We start from the raw sequence: 23,074 nt of genomic DNA, 5'->3' as shown, positions 1-23,074 counted from the left end.
CAGCCCCATTTTCAGTTCGTATCGCGGAGTTCGCCATGGCCATTGCAGTGCCCCTCAAAGAAGGCGCAGGTCCAAGTCTCAAGCAGCGCCTCAAGCACGCCGAGCGGGTAAACCGCTGGAAGGCGCAGGCGTTGATCGCGCCGCTGGCGCTGTTTCTCCTGCTGGTGTTCCTGGTGCCGATCGCGGCGCTGCTGTACAAGAGCGTCGGCAACCCGGAAGTGGTAGGCGGCCTGCCACGCACCGTGGGCGTCATCACCCAGTGGGATGGCAAGAGCCTGCCGGGCGAGGACGTGTACAAGGCGTTGAGCCAGGACCTGGCCGAGTCGCGCAAGAACCAGACCCTGGGCGATCTGTCCAAGCGCCTGAACATGGAGCTTGCCGGTTACCGCAGCCTGTTGGCCAAGACCGCGCGAGCGCTGCCGTTCAAGAGCGAACCCGTTTCCTATAAAGAAGCCTTGCAGGCCCTCGACGAGCGTTGGGGCGACCCGGCCTACTGGCAGGCGATCCGCCGCAACACCAGTACGGTCACCTCGTTCTACCTGCTGGCTTCGCTCGACCATCGTATCGATGACCTTGGCGAACTGGCCAAGGCCACCCCGGACCAGGCCATCTACCTGGATATCTTTGCCCGTACCCTGTGGATGGGTGTGGTGATTACCGCCATCTGCCTGGTGCTGGCCTACCCGCTGGCCTACCTGCTGGCCAACCTGCCGACCCGGCAGAGCAACCTGCTGATGATCCTGGTGCTGCTGCCGTTCTGGACCTCGATCCTGGTGCGGGTGGCGGCGTGGATCGTGCTGCTGCAGTCGGGTGGCCTGATCAACAGCGCGCTGATGGCCATGGGCATCATCGACCAGCCGCTGGAACTGGTGTTCAACCGCACCGGCGTGTACATCTCGATGGTGCACATCCTGCTGCCGTTCATGATCCTGCCGCTGTACAGCGTGATGAAGGGCATTTCGCCAAGCTACATGCGTGCGGCGATCTCGCTGGGCTGCCACCCGTTCGCCAGTTTCTGGCGGGTCTACTTCCCGCAGACGTACGCCGGAGTTGGCGCTGGTTGCCTGCTGGTGTTCATCCTGGCCATCGGCTACTACATCACCCCGGCACTGCTGGGCAGCCCGAATGACCAGATGGTCAGCTACTTCGTGGCCTTCTACACCAACACCAGCATCAACTGGGGCATGGCCACCGCGCTGGGCGGGCTGTTGCTGCTGGCGACCGTGCTGTTGTACCTGATCTATAGCTGGCTGGTCGGCGCCAGCCGCCTGCGCCTGAGCTGAGGAGCCTTGTCATGCTGAGCCCTTACATGTCGCCCGTGGAGCGGGTGTGGTTCTACAGCCTGCGCATTCTATGCGGCTTGATCCTGCTGTTCCTGATACTGCCGGTACTGGTGATCGTGCCGCTGTCGTTCAACAGTGGCAGTTTTCTGGTGTACCCGCTGCAGGGCTTCTCGCTGCAGTGGTACCAGGACTTCTTCGGCTCGGCCGAGTGGATGCGGGCCTTGAAGAACAGCATCATCGTCGCGCCGGCGGCCACAGTGCTGGCCATGGTGTTCGGCACCCTGGCGGCCATCGGCCTGACCCGTGGCGACTTTCCGGGCAAGTCGCTGGTGATGGCGCTGGTGATTTCGCCGATGGTGGTGCCGGTGGTGATCATCGGTGTTGCCAGCTACCTGTTCTTCGCCCCGCTGGGCATGGGCAACAGCTTCACCTCGCTGATTCTGGTGCATGCGGTACTGGGCGTTCCGTTCGTCATCATTACCGTGTCGGCGACCTTGCAGGGCTTCAACTACAACCTGGTGCGCGCGGCAGCCAGCCTGGGCGCCTCGCCGCTGCTGACTTTCCGCCGGGTGACCCTGCCGCTGATCGCGCCCGGGGTGATTTCGGGGGCGTTGTTCGCCTTTGCGACGTCGTTTGACGAAGTAGTGGTGACTCTGTTCCTGGCCGGCCCGGAGCAGGCGACCCTGCCGCGACAGATGTTCAGTGGTATTCGCGAGAACCTGAGCCCGACCATTGCCGCGGCGGCGACCTTGCTGATTGCTTTCTCGGTGGTGTTGCTGCTTACCCTGGAGTGGTTGCGTGGGCGTAGCGAGAAGCTGAGGACCCAGCAGCCTGGTTGAAGGTGTGTTGCCTGTGCTGGCCTCTTCGCGGCTAAAGCCGCTCCCACAGGATTTGTGCAGGTTTTGATGTCTGCGCGGTCCCTGTGGGAGCGGCTTTAGCCGCGAAGAGGCCGGTCTAGGTTGATGCTAATCAGCCTTCATCCGCTTCCCTGGGTTACAATGCGCGCCACCGTGATTCTGCCAACAGGTGCGCCATGCAGCCCTACGCTATTGCCCCCTCCATTCTCTCCGCCGATTTCGCCCGTCTGGGCGAGGATGTCGACAAGGTATTGGCCGCGGGTGCCGACATCGTCCACTTCGATGTCATGGACAACCACTACGTCCCCAACCTGACCATCGGCCCGATGGTCTGCACCGCCCTGCGCAAGTACGGCGTCACCGCCCCGATAGACGTGCACCTGATGGTCAGCCCGGTCGACCGCATCATCGGCGACTTCATCGAAGCTGGTGCCACCTACATCACCTTCCACCCGGAAGCCTCGCAGCACATCGACCGTTCGCTGCAGCTGATCAAGGACGGTGGCTGCAAGGCCGGCCTGGTGTTCAACCCGGCCACCAGCCTGGACGCGCTGAAGTACGTGATGGACAAGGTCGACATGGTGCTGCTGATGAGCGTCAACCCAGGTTTCGGCGGGCAGAAGTTCATCCCTGGTACCCTCGACAAGCTGCGCGAGGCGCGTGCGCTGATCGACGCCAGTGGCCGTGATATCCGCCTGGAAATCGACGGTGGCGTCAACGTCAACAACATTCGCGAGATCGCTGCCGCTGGCGCCGACACCTTCGTGGCCGGCTCGGCGATCTTCAACGCCCCGGACTACCAGGAAGTCATCGCCAGGATGCGTGCCGAACTGGCTCAGGCCCGCGCATGAGCGGCTTCGAGCAGCTGTTCCCGGGGACGCTGCCCAGGCTGGTGATGTTCGATCTGGACGGTACCCTGATCGATTCCGTGCCAGACCTGGCCGCCGCCGTGGACCGCATGCTGCTCGAACTGGGGCGCTCGCCTGCCGGTCTGGACGCGGTGCGCCACTGGGTGGGCAACGGCGCCCAGGTGCTGGTGCGCCGGGCGCTGGCCGGTGGCATCGACCACGCCACCGTGGACGATGCGCTGGCCGACCAGGCGCTGGCGCTGTTCATGGACGCCTATGCCGAAAGCCACGAACTGACCGTGGTCTACCCCGGTGTGCAGGACACCCTGCGCTGGCTGCGCAAGCAGGGCGTGGAAATGGCGCTGATCACCAACAAGCCCGAGCGCTTCGTTGGCCCGCTGCTGGACCAGATGAAGATTGGCAACTACTTCCGCTGGATCATCGGCGGCGACACCCTGCCGCAGAAAAAGCCCGACCCTGCGGCGCTGCTGTTCGTCATGCAAATGGCCGGTGTCACCCCTCAGCAGTCGCTGTTCGTCGGCGATTCACGCAGTGACGTGCTGGCAGCCAAGGCGGCTGGCGTAAAGTGCGTGGGCCTGACCTACGGCTACAACCACGGCCGGCCGATCCACGACGAGTCCCCCAGTCTGGTGATCGACGACCTGCGCGCATTGCTGCCCGGTTGCGCAGACCCGGCCACTGGGATAACGTTGGCGGACCTTCAAGCCTCACAAGACAGAGAGTCCACCGTGGCGGTTACCGGCAAATTCTGGATGAAAGTCATCAAGGCCCTGGCCCGTTGGCGTTGGCGCGCCTGACTTGAGCCTGCCGGCGCGTGCCGGCCCGTCCGTTTGCCTGACCTATTGCTGCTTGCCACGAGGCTACTCATGACCCGCGAAGAATTCCTGCGCCTGGCCGCTGCCGGCTACAACCGCATTCCCCTGGCCTGCGAAACCCTGGCCGACTTCGACACGCCGCTGTCGATCTACCTGAAACTGGCCGACCAGCCCAACTCGTACCTGCTCGAATCGGTGCAAGGCGGCGAGAAATGGGGCCGTTACTCGATGATCGGCCTGCCGTCGCGCACCGTGATGCGTGTGCACGGTTACCACGTCAGCATCCTGCAGGATGGCGTGGAGGTGGAAAGCCACGATGTCGAAGACCCGCTGGCCTTCGTCGAAACCTTCAAAGACCGTTACAAGGTCGCCGATATCCCTGGCCTGCCGCGCTTCAACGGCGGCCTGGTCGGCTACTTCGGCTACGACTGCGTGCGCTATGTGGAAAAGCGCCTGGGGGCCAGCCCCAACCCGGACCCGCTGGGCGTACCGGATATCCTGCTGATGGTGTCCGACGCGGTGGTGGTGTTCGACAACCTGGCGGGCAAGATGCACGCGATCGTGCTGGTCGACCCGGCTCAAGAGCAGGCTTTCGAACAGGGCCAGGCGCGTCTGCAAGGCCTGCTGGAAACCCTGCGTCAGCCGATCACCCCACGCCGTGGCCTGGACCTGAGTGGCCCACAGGCTGCCGAGCCGGAGTTCCGCTCCAGCTATACCCGCGAGGATTACGAGAACGCCGTCGGCCGCATCAAGGAATACATCCTGGCCGGTGACTGCATGCAGGTGGTGCCGTCGCAGCGCATGTCGATCGACTTCAAGGCTGCGCCTATCGACCTTTACCGCGCGCTGCGCTGCTTCAACCCGACGCCGTACATGTACTTCTTCAACTTTGGCGACTTCCATGTTGTCGGCAGCTCGCCCGAGGTGCTGGTGCGCGTCGAGGACAACCTGGTCACCGTGCGCCCGATTGCAGGCACCCGCCCGCGTGGTGCTACCGAAGAGGCCGACCGCGCGCTGGAAGACGACCTGCTGTCGGACGACAAGGAAATTGCCGAGCACCTGATGCTGATCGACCTGGGCCGTAACGACGTCGGTCGCGTGTCCTCGACTGGCAGCGTGCGCCTGACCGAAAAGATGGTGATCGAGCGTTACTCCAACGTGATGCACATTGTGTCCAATGTCACTGGCCAGCTGCGCGAAGGGCTGACTGCGATGGACGCGCTGCGGGCGATCCTGCCGGCCGGGACGCTTTCGGGGGCGCCGAAAATTCGTGCGATGGAGATCATCGACGAACTGGAGCCGGTCAAGCGTGGTGTTTACGGTGGTGCTGTCGGTTACTTCGCGTGGAACGGCAACATGGATACCGCCATTGCCATCCGTACCGCGGTAATCAAGGACGGTGAGCTGCATGTGCAGGCCGGGGGCGGCATCGTTGCCGACTCGGTGCCGGCGCTGGAGTGGGAAGAAACCATCAACAAGCGCCGGGCGATGTTCCGCGCGGTGGCGTTGGCTGAGCAGACTTCGGCCAAGTAAGTTGATCGGGGCTGCGTTGCAGCCCTTCGCGGGCATGCCCGCTCCCACAGGGAAATCACATGCTGCAAGGCCTGTGCAATACCCGTGGGAGCGGGCGAGCCCGCGAAGGGCCGCAAAGCGGCCCCATCAATTCAAAAGTCGACGCTGACGCCCAAACTCACTCCCTGCTGCGTCAACTCATCGCTCTTGCGCCAGTTATAGTTGCCGCGCAAATGCACCCCCGCCACCACTTCATGGCTCACCCCCAGGCTCGCCCGGGTCAGGTCGCTGTGCGGCGTATACCCGGCCAGGGTGAAGTCATTCGCTGGCAGGCTGGTCAGGTGCATCGTCACATCCTGCTGGTCATCCTCGAACTCGTGCTCCTGCGCCACCTCGGCGAACAGCCGGGTACTCGGCAGCACCTGCAAACTGCCCAGCAACCCTACGCCCAAACGGCGTGATGTACGTTCCTGATCATCGAAGCCCAGCGCCGTCGAACGCCCGCTCTTCTCGTCATAGCCATCCACTTTCACCCGCGCATAGTCGGCGCTGATGAACGGCGCCAGCTGCCAGCTGCTGCTCTCGGCTGCCAGGTTGTAGCCCAGCCGCCCCGACATCGCCCAGGCCTCGCCATCGGTGTCGCCCTTTTCGCTGCGGTCGTTCACGCCAAGGGCGAAGGTGCGCTTGAGGTCGCTGTAGTCCAGGTGCCCGGCGGTCAGCGCCGCGTCGGCCCACCAGCGGTCCTGGCGGTATTGGGCGAAGGCGCTGGCAAGGTAGCTGTCCAGCTTGTAGTCCGAGTCCTGTGCGCCGGCTTCCAGCTTCTGCCGGTACACGCCTCCGGCCAGGCCCAGGCGCCATGCATCGTTCAGACGATAGCTGCCGCCCAGGGTCAGGTTGTAGCCGCGGCCGTCGCCGCTGGCCGCGCTGCGCTGGCCGTCGAAGTCCAGGTCCTGGGCGCCGGTGGCAACGAAGGCCTGCCACTGGCCAACTGCCTGCCAGGGTGTCTGCCACTGGTTGCGCAATTCGTCCTGGTGAGCGCGCAGGCTGGCGTGGGCCATTTCCGGGAGCAAGGTCAGTTCCCAGGGGGCGGCAATGATCGAATAGGCGTAGTCGGCAATCAGTTGTTGGCCGGCGATGGTCGGGTGCACCGAGTCGTTGAACAGCAGCTTGGTCGGGTCTGGCGTGGCGCCGTTGATGCCGTACACCGGGTTTTCCACGCAGCCTTCGCCGCTGTAGCAGGTGCCGACCAGATTCTGGCCGCTGGCAAGGCCGAACTGATCGGGGCTGGCCAGCGCTTCGCTCAGCAGCACAGGGATGTTCAGTGGAATGATCTCGGCATCGATCTGCCCCAGTTGGCTGAGCAACGACTGGTTGAACGCGCCGGATAGCAGCGACAGTGGGTTTTGTTGCGGCGTACCGCTGAAGTTCGGTGTCTGCCCGAGGTCAGGCAGCAACCAGACCATGATGTAGCGGGCGCCGCCTTGCTGCAGGGCCTGGGCGCTGGCGGCCAGGCGGGCGCCAGCGGCCACGGCATCGGCCGGGCTGTTGACCAGGCCTTGCAGGAAGTCATTGCCGCCGCCAGTCAGGTAATACAACGCGTTGGGGTCGGCGCGCAGGCCGTTGGCCAGGTAGCCCGGTTTATCACGCAATACCAGCCCGGCGCCGGGGCGCCCTGGTGGGATGACGGTCTCCGAGGTAGTGGTGATCGAGTCCAGGATCTGCTGGGTGGTGTAGCCACCGACTGCCCAGTTGTTGCCGTCGGGAAGGCCCAGCACCGGATTGACCGGAGAGGTGGAAGGGCCTAGCTCGGTCGGGTTCACACCGAGCCGCCCGCCCAGGATCATCGGTGACACTGGCGCATAATTGCCATTGGCATCGCGGTTGGTGAAGCGTACCCCGCCAAACTGCCCGGCGTCGCTGAGGCTGTCACCAAAAACGATCATGTTCGAGTAGGGCGAGGGTGTCGCGAAGGCCTGGCTGCAGGCTAACGCCAATGAGGCGAGGGTAAAGCGCAATAACGGTGCTTTTCGCATCAGGGAACATCCTTTTCTTTGTTTTTATCAGGACAACCCCATCGACCTTAGCAAATCGCCGTGCATCCCTCCCAAGTCCATTCGTTTCCCCGTGTTTACAGGCATATTGCGCCCGCCGCCCCGGTAGGCTACTGTGCCGGGACGTATGAGCGAGACCTATCCTGTGTTGATCGTCAGCAAACTCTTGATGCGCGTAATCAAGGCCCACGCCCGTTGGCGTTGGCGCGCCTGACTTTATCCCCTGCCGGCCCGTCCGGCCCGCCCCCGTTTGCCTTCCTGTCTACCGCCCTTTGTGGCAAAGCCGCGCCTGTTGGCTGGTGCAGAAAGGTTCGAATTCTGAAGTCAGTAGATTCAAGAGGTTTAACCCGATGTTACTGATGATCGACAATTACGACTCATTCACTTACAACGTCGTTCAGTACCTTGGCGAGCTGGGTGCCGAGGTAAAGGTCATTCGCAATGACGAAATGACCATCGCCCAGATCGAAGCCCTCAACCCCGAGCGCATCGTCGTATCTCCAGGGCCGTGCACGCCGAGCGAGGCGGGCGTGTCCATCGAAGCCATCCTGCACTTTGCCGGCAAGCTGCCGATCCTTGGCGTATGCCTGGGCCACCAGTCCATCGGCCAGGCCTTTGGCGGCGATGTGGTACGTGCCCGCCAGGTGATGCACGGCAAGACCAGCCCCGTACATCACCGTGACCTGGGCGTGTTCGCCGGCCTTAACAACCCATTGACCGTGACCCGTTACCACTCGCTGGTGGTAAAGCGCGAAACCTTGCCCGAGTGCCTGGAAGTGACTGCCTGGACCGCCCATGCTGACGGTTCGGTCGACGAGATCATGGGTCTGCGCCACAAGACGCTGAATATCGAAGGGGTGCAGTTTCACCCCGAGTCGATCCTGACCGAACAGGGCCACGAACTGTTCGCCAACTTCCTCAAGCAGACCGGCGGCCGCCGCTAAGGATCGAACATGGATATCAAGAGTGCGTTGAGCCGTATCGTCGGCCAGTTGGACCTTTCTACTGAAGAAATGCGCGACGTCATGCGCCAGATCATGACCGGCCAGTGCAGCGAAGCGCAGATCGGCGCCTTCCTGATGGGCATGCGCATGAAGAGCGAAAGTATCGACGAGATCGTCGGTGCGGTGTCGGTGATGCGCGAACTGGCCGAAAAGGTCGAACTGCAGAGCCTCGATGGCGTGGTCGATATCGTCGGTACCGGCGGCGATGGCGCCAATATTTTCAACGTATCCACCGCCTCGTCGTTCGTCCTGGCGGCGGCGGGTTGCACCGTGGCCAAGCATGGCAACCGCGCGGTATCGGGCAAGAGCGGCAGTGCCGACCTGCTGGAGGCCGCCGGCATCTACCTGAACCTGACGCCCACCCAAGTGGCCCGTTGCATCGACAGCCTGGGCATCGGCTTCATGTTCGCGCAAAGCCATCACTCGGCCATGAAGCATGCTGCCGGCCCGCGTCGCGACCTGGGGCTGCGTACCCTGTTCAATATGCTCGGCCCGCTTACGAATCCGGCCGGGGTGAAGCACCAGGTGGTCGGTGTATTCGCCCAGACCCTGTGCCGCCCCTTGGCTGAAGTACTGCAGCGCCTGGGCAGCAAGCACGTGCTGGTGGTGCACTCCAAGGACGGCCTGGACGAGTTCAGCCTGGCTGCCCCGACCTTCGTCGCCGAACTGAAGAATGGCGAAATCACAGAATACTGGGTGGAGCCGGAAGACCTCGGCATGAAGAGCCAGAGCCTGCACGGCCTGGCCGTCGAGAACCCGCAGGCTTCGCTGGAGCTGATCCGCGATGCGTTGGGCCGGCGCAAGACCGAAAACGGCCAGAAGGCCGCCGAGATGATCGTGCTCAATGCGGGCGCGGCGCTGTATGCCGCTGACCATGCCATGAGCCTGAAAGCCGGTGTGGAACTGGCCCACGACGTACTGCACACCGGGCTGGCCTGGGAGAAGCTGCAGGAGCTGGGTGCTTTTACTGCAGTATTCAAGGTGGAGAACGAAGCATGAGTGTGCCGACGGTGCTGGAAAGGATCATTGCCCGCAAGTTTCAGGAAGTGGCCGAGCGCAGCGCGCGCGTCAGCCTCGCCGAACTGGAGGGCCTGGCCAAGGCTGCCGACGCCCCGCGTGGCTTTGCCAAGGCCCTCATTGAGCAAGCCGCGCGCAAGCAGCCAGCGGTGATTGCCGAAATCAAGAAGGCCTCGCCGAGCAAAGGCGTGATTCGCGAGCATTTCGTGCCGGCGGAAATCGCCGTCAGCTACGAGAAGGGCGGGGCGACCTGCCTGTCGGTGCTGACCGATGTGGATTACTTCCAGGGGGCCGACGAGTACCTGCAGCAGGCCCGCGCGGCAGTGTCGCTGCCGGTGATTCGCAAGGACTTCATGGTTGACCCGTACCAGATCGTCGAGGCCCGGGCCTTGGGCGCGGACTGTGTGTTGCTGATCGTGTCGGCACTGGATGACGTGAAGATGGCAGAGCTGGCGGCCACGGCCAAGGGTGTCGGCCTAGACGTGCTGGTGGAAGTGCACGACGGCGATGAGCTGGAGCGCGCGTTGAAAACCCTGGATACTCCGCTGGTGGGGGTGAACAACCGTAACCTGCACACCTTCGAGGTCAGCCTGGAAACCACCCTCGACCTGCTGCCGCGTATTCCGCGTGATCGCCTGGCGATTACCGAGAGCGGCATCTTGAACCGGGCTGATGTGGAGCTGATGGCGATCAACGAAGTCTACTCGTTCCTGGTAGGTGAGGCATTCATGCGCGCCGAGCAGCCAGGGCTGGAACTGCAGCGGTTGTTCTTCCCGGATCAGGTGAAGAAGACTGTTCAGCAACTGGACTGATCGAAACGAAGCCGGCGCTATTGCCGGCTTTTTTGTATGCCTGTAATGGCCATTTCGCGGCTGTCCGACGCTTCGGTAAGCCCGCTCCCACAGGATGATCACTGCCTTTGGGATCTGCGATACCCCTGTGGGAGCGGGTTAACCCGCGAAGAGGCCATCGAAAACAACAACATAGGTGGATCAATGACCGATCAACCCCTGGCCCTGACTGTCGAACAAGGCCTGCACGCCGAACAGGAACTGCTGGCCGCCGTCTGCCGCGGCGAACGCGACAGTGGCGTGCTGTTCTGGCGCCCGACCGACCATGCCCTGGTCATGCCTCGGCGGATGAGCCGTCTGGAAAACTTCGAAGCCGCCTGCTCGGAGCTGGCAATCGCCGGCTGGCCGGTACTGCTGCGCGAAACCGGTGGTGAGCCGGTGCCGCAGTCTCATTCGACGGTGAACGTTGCCCTGGTCTATGTCGCCCCCCGCAGCGAAGGCGACCATGGCCGTATCGAAAATGCCTACGAGCGCCTGTGCCTGCCGCTGTGCGAGGTGTTGCGCGAATGGGGCGGAGTGGCGTCGGTGGGCGAAATCGACGGCGCTTTCTGCGATGGCCGCTACAACGTCAACCTCAATGGCCGCAAGCTGGTAGGCACCGCCCAGCGTTGGCGCCAGGGGCTGGGCGGCAAGCGCCCGGTGGTGCTGGTGCACGGTGCGCTGCTGCTGGACAACGAGCGTGAATCGATGGTGGCGGCGGTCAACCGCTTCAACGAGTGCTGTGAGTTGGAGCAGCGCTGCCGCGCCGACTCGCACATCGCCCTGCACGAAGTGGCGCCTGCAGCCCCATGGTTCGAGCGGCTGTCGCAGGCCTATGCCAAGGTGCTGGCCGACCTGCCCAAGGACTAGCGGGTTCCGTAGACCACCATGGTCTTGCCTTTGACCTGCACCAGGCTGCGTTCTTCAAGATCCTTGAGGACGCGGCCGACCATTTCCCGCGAGCAACCGACGATGCGGCCGATTTCCTGGCGAGTGATCTTGATCTGCATGCCATCGGGGTGGGTCATGGCGTCGGGTTGTTTGCACAGCTCCAGCAGGCAACGGGCGACACGCCCGGTAACGTCGAAGAACGCCAAGTCGCCGACCTTGCGCGTGGTGTTGCGCAGGCGCTGTGCCATCTGGCTGCCCAGGGCATAGAGGATTTCCGGGTCCTGGCGCGCCAGTTCGCGAAACTTCTCATAACTGATTTCGGCCACTTCGCATTCGGTCTTGGCGCGTACCCAGGCACTGCGCTGCTGTTCACCCTCGACCGGTTCGAACAGGCCCAGCTCGCCGAAGAAGTCGCCATTGTTGAGATAGGCGATGATCATTTCATGGCCGTCATCGTCCTCGATGAGGATGGTGACCGAACCCTTGATGATGAACGACAGTGTCTCGGCCCGGTCGCCGGCGCAGATGATGTTGCTTTTGGCGGTATAGCGACGGCGCTGGCAGTGCACCAGCAGTTTGTCGATGTTCTTGATCTTGGCGGGTAGGGCGGAAGCAACCATCACGAAATCCTGTTCGATATGACGCAGAGGCTTTTTATAAAGGTTGGCTGGCGGGGCGCGCCAGTCATTTGGCGCCAGCTTATCAGACACTACAGGATGTTTCGGTACTAAACCGACACGACTCGTGCTTTTCCCACGGCCGCACAAGGTCTAAGCTGACACCCTTTTCCGAAAATCAGGAGTCCGGGTAGATGAAGGCACGTATCCAGTGGGCCGGTGAGGCTATGTTCCTCGGCGAATCGGGGAGCGGCCATGTCGTCGTGATGGACGGCCCGCCCGAGGCCGGTGGCCGTAATCTGGGCGTGCGCCCGATGGAAATGCTGTTGCTGGGCCTGGGTGGTTGCAGCAGCTTTGACGTGGTCAGCATTCTGAAGAAGTCGCGCCAGGCGGTGGAAAGCTGCGAGGCGTTCCTGGAGGCCGAGCGTGCCAGCGAAGACCCGAAGGTGTTCACCAAGATCCACATGAACTTCGTGGTGAAGGGGCGTGGGCTGAAGGAGGCCCAGGTCAAGCGTGCGGTAGAGCTGTCGGCGGAGAAGTATTGCTCGGCTTCGATCATGCTCGAGCGTGCCGGGGTTGAGATTACCCACGGGTACGAGATTGTAGAGCTGGGTTGAACAGCAAATTTTGGGGGCTGCGTTGCAGCCCATCGCCGGCAAGCCAGCTCCCACAGGGATAGCACATGGCTTGAGGTCAATGCGGTCGAGGAGGGAGCTGGCTTGCCGGCGATGGGGCGCAGAGCGGCCCCGACAATTTCAGCTGCGAAGCGCCGGCAGCGCAGCACGCACCCATCCCGGCAAACAGCCGCGCATTACCTGGCTCAATCGCTCCCGCCGCTTCTGGTAAACCAGCCCCAGCCCGATAACCCCCAGCCCGATCAGGGTCACCACCACCGGGAACAGCAGCGAGTCGGCAAACACCTCGTACGACAGGTACCCCAGGTAAGCCGCCACGCCCAACGCCCCGAATACCATGAACACCGGCCGACGCAACAGCACCGCCATAGCCATCAGGGCAATATTGATCAGGCAGTACAGGGCCTTGCCCAGCTCGCTGCCGCTGTCCACCAGCGTAAGTCCGCCCCAGAATGCCGCCAGTCCGGCCAGGTAGCCCCAGTGGGCATAGTCTTCGCGGGTGCGGCCGTCCATCCCGACGAACACCACCAGTAACCCGAGCCCGAACCACAGCGAAACCTCGCGGCGCTGGTCCCAGCTGAATGGCGAGCCGAAAAACCATTCGCTCAGGTCCATCGACATGAACCACAAGGCCACGGCAATCGGCATGACGATGAATGGGTAGGGGATCAGCCTCAGCATCAACAGCCCGGCTAGTACCGTGGCTGCTTCCATTGCCAGCCAGCCGCCCTGCACGTAGGTGTAGTACTGGTGATAGTTAGCCTGCGCATCATCCATTGGCCACCAGCCGGCCAGCCGTTCGATGGCGAACACCGCCAATGGCACTATGCTGACCGCGACTGCCGCCAGCACCCCAGCCGCGACCGGCTGGACGCGCCGTTGCAGGTTAATGGCGAACAGCGTGAGCAGCAGGATATAGAGGCTGGCGATGACCAGCAGCGCCCAATCGCCGATGCGCATCCAGGCTTCGGTGAGCAACCAGCCCATTGCTGCCATGATCAGCATCGCGCCGAAGTAGAAAGCGACATGGGCCAGCTGGAAGCTGCCGCGCTGTGCCGGCTGCTGGCGCAGGAAGGCCAGCAGGGCCTGGTCCTGTCCCTGCTGGAGAATGCCGGCTTGCACGGCGCGCGCCAGGTCCTTGGCGTCGAAACGGTCCGTCATGGTGATGCCTTCAGATACGGTAGGTGCTCTTGGTCATGACCTTGGCCAACAGGCTCATGCCAAAGCGAACAGGGGCGGGGAAGCGATAACCGCCGGCTTCCAGTGCAGACTCGGCGTGCTGTTCCTCATCGATACGCATCTGTTCGAGGATGGCCCGGGACTTTTCGTCTTCCTGCGGGATCTGCTCCAGGTGCTCGTCGAGGTGCTTGCACACCTGATGCTCGGTGGCGGCGACGAAGCCCAGGCTGACCTTGTCGCTTACCAGCCCGGCAAGTGCACCGATACCGAACGACATGCCGTAGAACAACGGGTTGAGCACGCTGGGGTGGCTGTTCAGCTGGCGAATGCGCTGTTCGCACCAGGCCAGGTGGTCCACTTCTTCCTCCGCGGCGTGTTCCATGGCCTTGCGCACTTCGGGCAGCTTGGCGGTCAGGGCCTGGCCCTGGTACAGCGCCTGGGCGCAGACTTCGCCGGTGTGGTTGATACGCATCAGCCCGGCAACATGGCGGGCCTGCTGTTCGTCCAGGTCGACGTCCGGCTGGACGATGGCCGGCGATGGACGGGCGGGTTGGCCGCTGAAGGGCAGCAAGGTGCGCATGGCGGTATCGGCCTGCAGCAACAAGCGGTCGAGCGGCGAGTAGTGACGTTCGGTAGCCATCGGGCACCTCCGCAAGAATGTGCCCGACAGTTTACCGCAATAGTGGCAGGGTCGCTTGCCGTGGATCAGCCCGGTGGCCAGTGCATCTGGCGCTGGCCAAGCACGTGCATGTGGATGTGGTAGACGGTCTGGCCGCCTTGCTCGTTGCAGTTCATCACTACGCGGAAACCCTCCTCGCAGCCAAGTTCCTTGGCCAGGCGCTGGGCGGTGAACAAGATGTGACCGGCCAGGCCTTTGTCTTCTTCGGTCAAGTCATTGAGGGTACGGATGTGCTTTTTCGGGATGACCAGAAAATGCACGGGCGCCTGGGGGGCTATATCGTGGAACGCCAGAACCTGGTCGTCCTCGTAGATGATCTTCGCCGGGATTTCCCGGTTGATGATCTTGATGAATAAATCGTCCACAGCACTTGCTCCATGGTGAGGGTCGGGCCGAGTGTACTCAGCCAGGCGCCGCTCGCCCAGTAGCTATTCCATGCCGAGCGGGCAATAACGGCGGTGGATGGCCCCGGCCAGCTTGCGCGCCAGCCAGCGCGGCAGCAGGCGCGGAGCGAACGCCAGCCAGCGGTTGCGCCGGCCGGGCAGGATCAGAGCGCGGTTCTTGTCCAGCGCGCGCACGGTGTACAGCGCCACTTCCTCAGGGCTGAGGCAGCGTGGCTTGCCATCCAGCCGCGGAATGCGCCGGCGCGAGGAGCGCACCGGGCCGGGGCACAGTACCGAAACCTTGATGCCGGTGCGCTTGAGTTCTTCACGCAAGGCTTGGGAGAAGCTCAGCACATAGGCCTTGCTGGCGGCATAGGCGGCCATCCACGGGCCTGGCGCCACCCCGGCCAGGCCGGCGACATTGAGGATTTGCCCGCCGCCCTGTACGGCCATCAAGTTGCCGATGGCGTGGCACAGGCGGCTCAGGGCCAGCACGTTGACTTCCAGAAGGTCCTGCTCGTCGGCCCACTCATGGGCCAGGAATGGCCCGTAGGTGCGCAGGCCGGCACAATTGACCAACAGGTCGATGCGTCGCTCGCCCTCCTCCAGTTCCAGCACGAAGCCCGACAGGCGTAACGGCTGGCTGAGGTCGCAGGCACGGAACAGCACCTCGACACCGAAGCGTTGGGTCAGTTCTATGGCCACCGGCTCCAGCGTTTCACGCTGGCGTGCCACCAGGATCAGGTTGCGCCCGCGCCGCGCCAGGGCTTCCGCCAGGGCCAGGCCCAAGCCGCTGGAAGCACCAGTGATCATGGCGTAACGGGTCATGCTAGGCTCCTGGGGGCTGAAGAGGGCGCCTAGTGTACAGCGTGGTCGGGCAAGGTGTTGCCTTTTGCTAGTGGCTACCGGCGCGCAGGGCCTGGCAGCGCTCCAGGGCGTCCCGGTACTCGTCATGCAGCCGTTCGATCAGCGCGCTGGCGCTGGGCAGGTCGTCGATACTGCCGACCCCCTGGCCCGCCGACCACACGTTTTTCCAGGCCTTGGCCTCGTCGTCGATCGGCTTGAGCTTGCCTTGCTCGTGGCCACCCTTGAGGGCTTCCATGTCATAGCCAGCCTGCTCCAGGCTTGGGCGCAGGAAGCTGGCAGGGACGCCGGACACCGCCGGGGTATGGATGATGTCGGCGGCATGGGAATCGAGCAGCATCTGCTTGTAGGCGCCCGGGGCCTGGCTTTCTGCGGTGGCGATGAAGCGGGTGCCCATGTACGCAAGGTCCGCACCCAGCATTTGCGCGGCGAGGATCTCGTGGCCGTGGTTGAGGCAGCCTGCCAGCAGCAGGGTCTTGTCGAAGAACTGGCGGATCTCCGCGGCCAGGGCGAACGGGCTCCAGGTGCCCGCATGGCCGCCTGCGCCAGCAGCAACGGCGATCAGGCCATCGACACCGGCTTCGGCGGCTTTCTCGGCATGGCGGCGGGTGGTGACGTCGTGGAACACCAGGCCGCCGTAGCCATGCACGGCATCGACCACTTCCTTCACCGCGCCGAGGCTGGTGATGACGATCGGTACGCGGTGTTCCACGCACAACGCCAGGTCGGCCTGCAGGCGCGGGTTGGTCGGGTGGACGATCAGGTTGACGGCATAGGGTGCTGGCGCCTGCAGCTGTGCCAGGCCTGCCTCTATTTCCTCCAGCCAGGCCTTGAAGCCGGCGCTGTCGCGCTGGTTCAGGGCCGGGAAGCTACCGACCACACCGCTGGAGCAGCAGGCCAGTACCAGCCTGGGGTTGGAGATCAGGAACATCGGTGCAGCAACCACGGGCAGGCGCAGGCTTTGTTCGAGGGAGGCAGGTAACGACATGGCAAGGCTCCTTGAGCGGGTGGCTATGTCAGAACGGTTTGACCACCACCAGAATTACGATACCCAGCAGGAACAGCACGGGTACTTCGTTGAACCAGCGATAGTAGACGTGGCTGCGGGTGTTGCTACCGCTGGCGAAGCGCTTGCGCTGGGCGCCGCACATGTGATGGTAGATGGTCAGCAGGATGACCAGGGTCAGCTTGGCATGCAGCCAGCCCTGGCTGAGCCAGCCGGGGGTGAGGTAGAGCATCCATGCGCCGAACACGTAGGTTGCGATCATCGCCGGGTTCATGATGCCGCGATACAGCTTGCGCTCCATGGTCACGAAGCGTTCCTGGCTGATGCTGTCCTGGCTTTGGGTGTGGTAGACGAACAGCCGCGGCAGGTAGAACAGGCCGGCGAACCAGCAGACTACGCTGACGATATGCAGCGCTTTGATCCATAGATAAAGCATGGGGGAGTTCCTTCAGGTATTCACGGTCGTCAGATAGTAGTGGTCAAGCGCCCGAAGGGTCACCCGAAGAGTTGTTACAGGCGCCTTGCGCCCCTATTATCGTGCGCTTTCCAGACGGCTCGTTGATAAGGGGCAAGCGTTATGATCAAGGTCGGTATCGTCGGCGGCACGGGTTACACCGGCGTCGAACTGTTGCGTCTGCTGGCACAGCATCCACAGGCCGAAGTGGCGGTCATCACTTCGCGCTCCGAGGCGGGCGTTGCAGTGGCGGACATGTACCCGAACCTGCGCGGCCACTATGACGGACTGGCATTCAGCGTGCCGGACAGCAAGACCTTGGCCGCCTGCGATGTGGTGTTCTTCGCCACCCCGCACGGTGTTGCCCACGCCCTGGCTGGCGAACTGCTGGCGGCAGGTACCAAGGTGATCGACCTGTCCGCCGACTTCCGCCTGCAGGACGCCGCCGAGTGGGGCAAGTGGTACGGCCAGCCGCACGGTGCGCCAGAGCTGCTCAAGGACGCGGTATACGGCCTGCCTGAAGTCAACCGCGAGAAGATTCGCCAGGCACGCCTGATCGCTGTGCCGGGTTGCTACCCGACCGCCACCCAGCTGGGCTTCCTGCCGCTGCTGGAAGCTGGCCTGGCCGACCCGTCTCGCCTGATCGCCGACTGCAAGTCGGGTGTCAGCGGCGCTGGCCGTGGTGCGGCGGTGGGCTCGCTGTTCTGCGAAGCCGGTGAAAGCATGAAAGCCTACGCAGTGAAGGGGCATCGCCACCTGCCAGAAATCAGCCAGGGCCTGCGCCAGGCCGCTGGCAAGGATATCGGCCTGACTTTCGTGCCGCACCTGACGCCAATGATCCGTGGAATCCACGCCACCCTGTACGCTACTGTCGCCGACACCTCGGTCGACCTGCAGGCGCTGTTCGAGAAGCGTTACGCCAATGAACCGTTCGTCGACGTGATGCCGGCTGGCAGCCACCCGGAAACCCGCAGTGTGCGCGGCGCCAACGTCTGCCGCATCGCCGTTCATCGCCCGCAAGGTGGTGACCTGGTGGTGGTGCTGTCGGTGATCGACAACCTGGTCAAGGGTGCGTCCGGTCAGGCGGTGCAGAACCTCAACATCCTGTTCGGCCTGGACGAGCGCATGGGCTTGTCCCACGCGGGCCTGCTGCCGTAAGCCGCCAGCGTTCGAAAAGGCCCGCGTCATGCGGGCCTTTTTGTAGGTCGCTACTAAAGCCGCACAATTCTTGACCGATTTTCTCGGGAAAGCGGATAATGCGCGTCATCGAGTTTTATGGCGGCTACCACGCCGGGAGAATCAACATGAGCGTCGAAACCTTCACCCCCACCGCTTTGGAATTCACCCACGGCGCTGCGCAAAAGGTGAAGAACCTGGTTTCCGAGGAAGGCAACGATCGTCTGAAGCTGCGCGTGTTCGTCACCGGTGGCGGCTGCTCGGGCTTCCAGTATGGCTTCACCTTCGATGAGGACGTGGCCGAAGACGACACCATCGTCGAGCGCGAAGGTGTTTCCCTTGTGGTCGACCCGATGAGCTTCCAGTACTTGGCCGGCGCCGAAGTGGATTACCAGGAAGGCTTGGAAGGCTCGCGCTTCGTGATCAAGAACCCGAACGCTGCTACCACCTGTGGCTGCGGCTCCTCGTTCTCGATCTGAGGCCTGGCCATACGAAAACGCCGCGCAATTGCGCGGCGTTTTGCTTTCTGGCGTAACGTTCAGGCCGGGTATATTGCGCCGAGTACGCGCAGGCCTTTGGCTGCTGTCACGCTAGGACGATTGGCAGCGATGCCTTCCAGGCAACAGTGGGCCAGCCAGGCGAAGGCCATGGCTTCGACCCAGTCCGGGTCCACGCCATGGGCGCCGGTGCTGGCGACACGGGCGCCGGGGAGCAACTGGCCGAGGCGTGTCATAAGGGCGCCGTTGCGCGCACCGCCACCGCAGACCAGCAGCGTTTCGGTGCCTTGCTGGGCGTTGCGCAACGAGTCGATGATGCTGCGTGCGGTCAGTTCCAGCAATGTTGCCTGTACGTCCTCGTCGCGGTAAGCGGGTAGGCGGGCCAGGTGACCATCCAGCCAGGGTAGGTTGAATACTTCGCGGCCGGTGCTCTTCGGGCCGCTGCCCGCGAAGAACGGGTCGGCCAGCAGTGCGCTGAGCAAGTCGGCCTGCACCACGCCCGAGGCAGCCCAGGCCCCATCCGCATCGTAGGCCTGGCCGCGCTTGCGCTCGATCCAGGCATCCAGCAGCACGTTGCCCGGGCCGCAGTCGAAGCCGTGGACTGGCTTGTCGTATTCGATCAGGCTGAGGTTGCTGAAACCGCCCACGTTGAGAATGGCCAGGCGCTGGCCCAGGTGGCTGAACAGGGTTTCATGGAAGGCAGGCACCAGTGGCGCTCCTTGTCCACCGGCCGCCACATCGCGACGGCGGAAGTCGGCGACCACGCTGATACCGGTAAGCTCGGCCAGCAGCGCCGGGTTGCCGATCTGCACGGTAAAGCCGCGTGCAGGTTCGTGGCGGATGGTCTGGCCGTGGCTACCGATGGCGCGGATGGCTCCGGCCTGCAGCCCCTGCCTGGCCAGCAGTTGGCGGATGCCTTCACCTGCCAGGTTGGCCCAGCGGTTTTCTGCCAGCGCAGCGCGGGCGATTTCGTCAGGGCCGCTGCTGCAAAGGCTCAGCAACTCCTGGCGTAGGTCGCCGGGCATGGGGAGGTAGTGGGTGGCGAGCAGTTCGAGCTGCTCGCCTTGTTCGATCAAGGCAATGTCCAGGCCATCGAGGCTGGTGCCGGACATTACCCCCAGGTAGAGCGCCATGGGCTTAGCGCTTGTTCGCTGCGAGCAGGGTGGCCTTTTCCTGATCCATGCGGGCGATCAGGGGTTGGCTCTGCTGCAGGAAGCGCTGGCGCTCGTTTCTGGCGATCGGGTCGGCCATCGGCACTTTCTGGCTCAGCGGGTCGACGTGCACACCGTTGACCTGGAACTCGTAGTGCAGGTGCGGGCCGGTGGACAGGCCGGTGGTGCCGATATAGCCGATGATCTGGCCCTGCTTGACCGAGCCGCCGGTCTTGATGCCCTTGGCAAAGCCCTGCATGTGGCCGTACAGCGTCTTGTAGCGGTTGCCGTGCTGGATGATCACGGTATTGCCGTAACCACCGCGGCGCCCGGCCAGCTCGATGCGGCCATCACCGGCTGCCTTGATCGGAGTGCCACGTGGGGCGGCGTAGTCGACGCCTTTGTGAGCACGGATCTTGTTCAGGATCGGGTGCTTGCGGCCGGCGGAGAAGCGCGAGCTGATGCGGGCGAAGTCGACCGGGGTGCGGATGAAGGCCTTGCGCAGGCTGTTGCCATCGGCGGTGTAGTAGCTGGTGTTGCCCTGCTTGTTGGTATAGCGCACGGCGGTGTAGGTCTTGCCGCGGTTGGTGAAGCGTGCAGACAGGATGTTGCCGGTGCCGACGACCTTGCCGTCCATTACCTTCTGCTCGTAGACCACGTCGAATTCATCGCCTGGGCGAATGTCCTGGGCAAAGTCGATGTCGTATCCCAGCACGCGCGCCATGTCCATGGTCATGCTGTGGGACAGGCCGGCGCGCTGGGCCGAGGCCGAAAGCGAGCTTTTGATAACGCCGTGGGCATAGGCGGTACGTACAACCGGTTTGCTGATTTCGCGGTTGAAGGTATAGCCCTTGTCGGTCTTGGTCAGGCGAATGGTTTCGAGGTTGCTGACCTTGCTGTGCAGGCTGGCCAGCTGGCCGTCCTTGTCGAGCTCGAACTGCAGGACCTGGCCGTGCTTGAGCTGGCTGAACTGCTTGGCCTGCTTGTTGCTGGCCAGCAGGTCGTGCACTGCGTTGCTCGGCAGGCCGACCTTGGCGAACAGGGTGGACAGGGTATCGCCCCGAGCCACGGTGACTTCGCGGTGGCTGGGTTGCTTGGCGGTTTCGACGACCGGTTCGGCGGCAGGGGCTTCCTGCTCGGCCTTCTGGGTCTCGGGGGTGGCCTCTTCGATTTGGGCGAATGGCGAGCCTTGCTCACCGTCTGCCTGCACCAGAGGCGCAGCGCGGGATTCGTCCTTCAACTGCTCGGCAGGGCTCTCCAGCTCGAGATTGAGGGTGGTTTTCTTGGCTTCCACTTCGCTGGAAGGAAACACCAGCAGGGCCAGGCTGAGCAGGGCGGCGATGCCGCTGGCGGCCAACAGATGGCTTTTCGGATAAAGCGGGGGCGCTTTAGGCGGTTCGTTGGTCATGGGCAAGGTGACTTTGAATAAGGTGAAATGGAAAAGATGAATGACATGATGAAGATGAAATAACTGTATAAAATATAACCAAATCCATTTTCACGCAAGGGCGCGTAGACGCCGCAAGCCTGTGCTCGGGTCACATTCCTTTGCGAAACTTGTAATTGACGGCCGATCTTGTATGGTTGGCTCCCCCTGAATCTGAGCCTTGCGGGTTTGTCTATGAAGTCGGTTGAAGAGCAGCTGGCGCTTATCAAGCGCGGTGCGGAAGAAGTACTGGTCGAGTCGGAACTGGTGGAGAAGCTCAAGCGCGGCCAGCCTCTGCGCATCAAGGCCGGCTTCGACCCGACCGCGCCTGACCTGCACCTTGGGCATACGGTGCTGATCAACAAGCTGCGCCAGTTCCAGGACCTGGGGCACCAGGTCATCTTCCTGATCGGTGATTTCACCGGCATGATTGGCGATCCGAGCGGCAAGAGCGCCACTCGCCCACCACTGACCCGCGAGCAGGTGCTGGAAAACGCCGAGACCTACAAGCAGCAGGTGTTCAAGATCCTCGACCCGGCCAAGACCGAGGTCGCGTTCAACTCCACCTGGATGGACAAGCTGACCCCGGCCGACTTCATTCGTCTGGCGTCGCAGTACACCGTGGCGCGCATGCTCGAGCGTGATGACTTCGACAAGCGCTACACCACCAACCAGCCTATTGCCATCCACGAGTTCCTGTACCCGCTGGTGCAGGGTTATGACTCGGTGGCGCTGAAGGCGGATGTCGAGCTGGGTGGTACTGACCAGAAGTTCAACCTGCTGATGGGGCGTGAGCTGCAGCGCGCCTATGGCCAGGAAGCGCAGAACATCGTGACCATGCCGCTGCTCGAAGGGCTCGACGGCGTGAAGAAGATGTCCAAGTCGCTGGGTAACTATGTAGGTATCCAGGAAGCGCCGGGGGTGATGTACAGCAAGCTGGTGTCGATCCCGGATACCCTGATGTGGCGCTACTTCGAACTGCTGAGCTTCCGTTCGATGGAAGAGATCGAGCAGTTCCGTGCCGACGTCGCCAATGGTGCCAACCCACGCGACATCAAGATCAAGCTGGCGGAAGAGATCGTTGCGCGCTTCCATGGCGAGGAGGCTGCGGCCAATGCTCACCGTGCCGCGGGTAACCGTATGAAGGAAGGCGAGCTGCCGGAAGATCTGCCGGAAATCGAAGTGGCTGCGGGCGAAAGCCTGCCGATTGCTGCCGTACTGAACCGGGCTGGCCTGGTGAAGAACTCGGCGCAGGCGCGGGACTTGTTGAGTGGTGGTGCGGTCAAGGTTGATGGTGCGGTGGTTGATCGTGACTTCATGTTTGCGCTGGGTGCTACCCATGTGTGCCAGGCGGGCAAGAAGTCGTTTGCCCGGGTTACCCTCAAGGCTGAGTGATAGTCGGTAGGTGTAGCTATATAGAAGCGGGGGGGGGGGGGGGGGGGCGCGCCCGGGTTTTTTGGGGTGGGGTTTTTTTTTTTGTGGGGGCTGCTATGGGCCTGTTATGAGATGGTATTGGCTTTGAGAGGGCCTGCCTTGTGTTTTCTGGCGCCTACACGATCGAGCGCCGCCCGTGCGGCGCTCGATCTCATAGTCACAGAAGGTGTTATGGCGAACATCTGGTGGCCTTGATGTGGTCTTTTCCCTGCATTTCAATTTCTTGAAATTAAAGGTTGACGCCCTCTCGAATCCCCTTATAATGCGCCCCACTTCCAGCGACATCGGAACGACAAACTTCTTGGAATTCAATAAGTTAGGTTGTTCGGAAAAGCTGAAAGGGCTACGATCGCATGATCGCCAGCGGTTGAGATGATGGTTGACAGCGCTTCTAAACGCTGTATGATTCGCCTCCCGCTACGAGAGATCGCAGCGAGTCAAGTG

At 62.9% G+C, this 23,074-nt stretch carries 23 protein-coding genes; 13 read left to right on the top strand and 10 right to left on the bottom strand.

Annotation, left to right across the window (positions count from 1 at the left end; translation table 11 throughout):
* Positions 1–35 precede the first annotated feature (35 nt).
* The 5 genes from IRZ77_RS11330 (at position 36) to trpE (ending at position 5,357) form a co-directional block, all read left to right on the top strand.
* Complete coding sequence (locus IRZ77_RS11330) at positions 36–1,283, top strand: ABC transporter permease (protein WP_196173512.1); 1,248 nt, start codon at positions 36–38, stop codon at positions 1,281–1,283.
* An 11-nt stretch (positions 1,284–1,294) separates the two neighbouring features.
* The gene (locus IRZ77_RS11325; RefSeq protein WP_013970603.1) at positions 1,295–2,122 is read left to right on the top strand and encodes an ABC transporter permease; all 828 of its coding nucleotides are present in this window, start codon (positions 1,295–1,297) and stop codon (positions 2,120–2,122) included.
* 194 nt (positions 2,123–2,316) lie between these two features.
* The gene (rpe, locus tag IRZ77_RS11320; RefSeq protein ID WP_046614408.1) at positions 2,317–2,991 is read left to right on the top strand and encodes a ribulose-phosphate 3-epimerase; all 675 of its coding nucleotides are present in this window, start codon (positions 2,317–2,319) and stop codon (positions 2,989–2,991) included.
* Positions 2,988–3,806: a phosphoglycolate phosphatase gene (locus tag IRZ77_RS11315; protein ID WP_046614407.1), complete on the top strand. Its 819-nt coding sequence runs from the start codon at positions 2,988–2,990 to the stop codon at positions 3,804–3,806. Before rpe ends, IRZ77_RS11315 begins: the two co-directional genes overlap by 4 nt.
* 69 nt (positions 3,807–3,875) lie before the next feature.
* Positions 3,876–5,357: an anthranilate synthase component I gene (gene trpE / locus IRZ77_RS11310; protein ID WP_061550910.1), complete on the top strand. Its 1,482-nt coding sequence runs from the start codon at positions 3,876–3,878 to the stop codon at positions 5,355–5,357.
* Positions 5,358–5,488: 131 nt separating this feature from the next.
* On the opposite strand, the gene estP is transcribed toward trpE, so the two are convergent.
* Positions 5,489–7,369, bottom strand: a complete 1,881-nt coding sequence (gene estP, locus IRZ77_RS11305; protein ID WP_196173510.1) for an esterase EstP — start codon at positions 7,367–7,369, stop codon at positions 5,489–5,491.
* Positions 7,370–7,737: 368 nt separating this feature from the next.
* Between estP and IRZ77_RS11300 the strand changes: the two genes are divergently transcribed.
* The 4 genes from IRZ77_RS11300 to IRZ77_RS11285 all read left to right on the top strand — a co-directional run bounded on the left by IRZ77_RS11300 (position 7,738) and on the right by IRZ77_RS11285 (position 11,108).
* Entirely contained in the window at positions 7,738–8,331 is a 594-nt protein-coding gene (locus IRZ77_RS11300) for an aminodeoxychorismate/anthranilate synthase component II (RefSeq protein WP_003259809.1), read from the top strand.
* Positions 8,332–8,340: 9 nt separating this feature from the next.
* Positions 8,341–9,390 carry an anthranilate phosphoribosyltransferase gene (gene trpD, locus IRZ77_RS11295; RefSeq protein WP_046614404.1) on the top strand — a complete coding sequence of 350 codons (1,050 nt, stop codon included), beginning with the start codon at positions 8,341–8,343 and terminating at the stop codon, positions 9,388–9,390.
* Positions 9,387–10,220 (top strand): indole-3-glycerol phosphate synthase TrpC, encoded by an 834-nt coding sequence (gene trpC / locus IRZ77_RS11290; protein ID WP_046614403.1) that lies wholly within the window; start codon positions 9,387–9,389, stop codon positions 10,218–10,220. The genes trpD and trpC overlap by 4 nt, the downstream gene beginning before the upstream one ends.
* A gap of 183 nt (positions 10,221–10,403) precedes the next feature.
* The gene (locus IRZ77_RS11285) at positions 10,404–11,108 is read left to right on the top strand and encodes a lipoate--protein ligase family protein (RefSeq protein WP_196173508.1); all 705 of its coding nucleotides are present in this window, start codon (positions 10,404–10,406) and stop codon (positions 11,106–11,108) included.
* Here the strand turns inward: IRZ77_RS11285 and crp are convergent.
* The gene (gene crp, locus IRZ77_RS11280) at positions 11,105–11,749 is read right to left on the bottom strand and encodes a cAMP-activated global transcriptional regulator CRP (RefSeq protein WP_012270218.1); all 645 of its coding nucleotides are present in this window, start codon (positions 11,747–11,749) and stop codon (positions 11,105–11,107) included. The two genes, IRZ77_RS11285 and crp, sit on opposite strands and share 4 nt — an antisense overlap.
* Before the next feature lie 191 nt (positions 11,750–11,940).
* On the opposite strand from crp, the gene IRZ77_RS11275 reads away from it, so the two are divergent.
* Positions 11,941–12,363 (top strand): OsmC family protein, encoded by a 423-nt coding sequence (locus tag IRZ77_RS11275; protein WP_004376171.1) that lies wholly within the window; start codon positions 11,941–11,943, stop codon positions 12,361–12,363.
* 138 nt (positions 12,364–12,501) lie between these two features.
* Here IRZ77_RS11275 and IRZ77_RS11270 read toward each other — a convergent pair whose 3' ends face one another.
* The 6 genes from IRZ77_RS11270 to hemJ form a co-directional block, all read right to left on the bottom strand.
* Positions 12,502–13,542, bottom strand: a complete 1,041-nt coding sequence (locus tag IRZ77_RS11270) for a DUF2157 domain-containing protein (protein ID WP_085600132.1) — start codon at positions 13,540–13,542, stop codon at positions 12,502–12,504.
* Positions 13,543–13,552: 10 nt separating this feature from the next.
* A complete protein-coding gene (gene coq7 / locus IRZ77_RS11265) occupies positions 13,553–14,200 on the bottom strand; it encodes a 2-polyprenyl-3-methyl-6-methoxy-1,4-benzoquinone monooxygenase (protein WP_025337477.1) in 648 nt (215 codons plus the stop codon).
* Positions 14,201–14,265: 65 nt separating this feature from the next.
* Positions 14,266–14,604, bottom strand: coding sequence for a histidine triad nucleotide-binding protein (locus tag IRZ77_RS11260; RefSeq protein ID WP_013970615.1), 339 nt, complete (start codon positions 14,602–14,604; stop codon positions 14,266–14,268).
* 63 nt (positions 14,605–14,667) lie between these two features.
* The gene (locus tag IRZ77_RS11255) at positions 14,668–15,450 is read right to left on the bottom strand and encodes an SDR family NAD(P)-dependent oxidoreductase (RefSeq protein ID WP_046614400.1); all 783 of its coding nucleotides are present in this window, start codon (positions 15,448–15,450) and stop codon (positions 14,668–14,670) included.
* A gap of 67 nt (positions 15,451–15,517) precedes the next feature.
* Positions 15,518–16,474: an NAD(P)H-dependent flavin oxidoreductase gene (locus tag IRZ77_RS11250; protein WP_046614399.1), complete on the bottom strand. Its 957-nt coding sequence runs from the start codon at positions 16,472–16,474 to the stop codon at positions 15,518–15,520.
* A gap of 28 nt (positions 16,475–16,502) precedes the next feature.
* On the bottom strand, positions 16,503–16,928 hold the full coding sequence (gene hemJ / locus IRZ77_RS11245) for a protoporphyrinogen oxidase HemJ (protein WP_046614398.1): 426 nt from the start codon (positions 16,926–16,928) through the stop codon (positions 16,503–16,505).
* Between the two features lie 141 nt (positions 16,929–17,069).
* Here hemJ and argC point away from each other — a divergent pair, with 141 nt between their 5' ends.
* Both argC and erpA read left to right on the top strand, forming a co-directional pair.
* Positions 17,070–18,104, top strand: coding sequence for an N-acetyl-gamma-glutamyl-phosphate reductase (gene argC, locus IRZ77_RS11240; RefSeq protein ID WP_046614397.1), 1,035 nt, complete (start codon positions 17,070–17,072; stop codon positions 18,102–18,104).
* A 146-nt stretch (positions 18,105–18,250) separates the two neighbouring features.
* On the top strand, positions 18,251–18,601 hold the full coding sequence (gene erpA / locus IRZ77_RS11235) for an iron-sulfur cluster insertion protein ErpA (protein ID WP_015268740.1): 351 nt from the start codon (positions 18,251–18,253) through the stop codon (positions 18,599–18,601).
* A 59-nt stretch (positions 18,602–18,660) separates the two neighbouring features.
* Here erpA and IRZ77_RS11230 read toward each other — a convergent pair whose 3' ends face one another.
* On the bottom strand, positions 18,661–19,752 hold the full coding sequence (locus IRZ77_RS11230; RefSeq protein WP_135001525.1) for an anhydro-N-acetylmuramic acid kinase: 1,092 nt from the start codon (positions 19,750–19,752) through the stop codon (positions 18,661–18,663).
* Between the two features lie 4 nt (positions 19,753–19,756).
* Complete coding sequence (locus IRZ77_RS11225) at positions 19,757–21,178, bottom strand: peptidoglycan DD-metalloendopeptidase family protein (RefSeq protein WP_135001526.1); 1,422 nt, start codon at positions 21,176–21,178, stop codon at positions 19,757–19,759.
* A gap of 213 nt (positions 21,179–21,391) precedes the next feature.
* Between IRZ77_RS11225 and tyrS the strand changes: the two genes are divergently transcribed.
* Positions 21,392–22,591: a tyrosine--tRNA ligase gene (gene tyrS, locus IRZ77_RS11220; RefSeq protein WP_025337483.1), complete on the top strand. Its 1,200-nt coding sequence runs from the start codon at positions 21,392–21,394 to the stop codon at positions 22,589–22,591.
* The last annotated feature ends 483 nt before the right edge of the window (positions 22,592–23,074 follow it).

It is taken from the genome of Pseudomonas pudica, assembly GCF_015680405.1.
Classification (GTDB): Bacteria; Pseudomonadota; Gammaproteobacteria; order Pseudomonadales; family Pseudomonadaceae; genus Aquipseudomonas; species Aquipseudomonas pudica.
Note: the sequence above shows the minus strand (reverse complement) of the source record. Positions and strands in the feature narration are given on the sequence as shown.

Excerpts from the sequence above, each read along its gene's own strand:
- IRZ77_RS11270 (WP_085600132.1), bottom strand. The coding sequence starts at position 13,542 with ATGACGGACCGTTTCGACGCCAAGGACCTGGCGCGCGCCGTGCAAGCC.
- IRZ77_RS11315 (WP_046614407.1), top strand. The coding sequence starts at position 2,988 with ATGAGCGGCTTCGAGCAGCTGTTCCCGGGGACGCTGCCCAGGCTGGTG.
- tyrS (WP_025337483.1), top strand. The coding sequence starts at position 21,392 with ATGAAGTCGGTTGAAGAGCAGCTGGCGCTTATCAAGCGCGGTGCGGAA.
- trpE (WP_061550910.1), top strand. The coding sequence starts at position 3,876 with ATGACCCGCGAAGAATTCCTGCGCCTGGCCGCTGCCGGCTACAACCGC.
- trpC (WP_046614403.1), top strand. The coding sequence starts at position 9,387 with ATGAGTGTGCCGACGGTGCTGGAAAGGATCATTGCCCGCAAGTTTCAG.
- hemJ (WP_046614398.1), bottom strand. The coding sequence starts at position 16,928 with ATGCTTTATCTATGGATCAAAGCGCTGCATATCGTCAGCGTAGTCTGC.
- IRZ77_RS11255 (WP_046614400.1), bottom strand. The coding sequence starts at position 15,450 with ATGACCCGTTACGCCATGATCACTGGTGCTTCCAGCGGCTTGGGCCTG.
- crp (WP_012270218.1), bottom strand. The coding sequence starts at position 11,749 with ATGGTTGCTTCCGCCCTACCCGCCAAGATCAAGAACATCGACAAACTG.
- argC (WP_046614397.1), top strand. The coding sequence starts at position 17,070 with ATGATCAAGGTCGGTATCGTCGGCGGCACGGGTTACACCGGCGTCGAA.
- IRZ77_RS11230 (WP_135001525.1), bottom strand. The coding sequence starts at position 19,752 with ATGGCGCTCTACCTGGGGGTAATGTCCGGCACCAGCCTCGATGGCCTG.
- estP (WP_196173510.1), bottom strand. The coding sequence starts at position 7,369 with ATGCGAAAAGCACCGTTATTGCGCTTTACCCTCGCCTCATTGGCGTTA.
- IRZ77_RS11330 (WP_196173512.1), top strand. The coding sequence starts at position 36 with ATGGCCATTGCAGTGCCCCTCAAAGAAGGCGCAGGTCCAAGTCTCAAG.
- IRZ77_RS11300 (WP_003259809.1), top strand. The coding sequence starts at position 7,738 with ATGTTACTGATGATCGACAATTACGACTCATTCACTTACAACGTCGTT.
- IRZ77_RS11250 (WP_046614399.1), bottom strand. The coding sequence starts at position 16,474 with ATGTCGTTACCTGCCTCCCTCGAACAAAGCCTGCGCCTGCCCGTGGTT.
- IRZ77_RS11225 (WP_135001526.1), bottom strand. The coding sequence starts at position 21,178 with ATGACCAACGAACCGCCTAAAGCGCCCCCGCTTTATCCGAAAAGCCAT.
- IRZ77_RS11325 (WP_013970603.1), top strand. The coding sequence starts at position 1,295 with ATGCTGAGCCCTTACATGTCGCCCGTGGAGCGGGTGTGGTTCTACAGC.
- trpD (WP_046614404.1), top strand. The coding sequence starts at position 8,341 with ATGGATATCAAGAGTGCGTTGAGCCGTATCGTCGGCCAGTTGGACCTT.
- coq7 (WP_025337477.1), bottom strand. The coding sequence starts at position 14,200 with ATGGCTACCGAACGTCACTACTCGCCGCTCGACCGCTTGTTGCTGCAG.
- erpA (WP_015268740.1), top strand. The coding sequence starts at position 18,251 with ATGAGCGTCGAAACCTTCACCCCCACCGCTTTGGAATTCACCCACGGC.
- IRZ77_RS11275 (WP_004376171.1), top strand. The coding sequence starts at position 11,941 with ATGAAGGCACGTATCCAGTGGGCCGGTGAGGCTATGTTCCTCGGCGAA.
- IRZ77_RS11285 (WP_196173508.1), top strand. The coding sequence starts at position 10,404 with ATGACCGATCAACCCCTGGCCCTGACTGTCGAACAAGGCCTGCACGCC.
- rpe (WP_046614408.1), top strand. The coding sequence starts at position 2,317 with ATGCAGCCCTACGCTATTGCCCCCTCCATTCTCTCCGCCGATTTCGCC.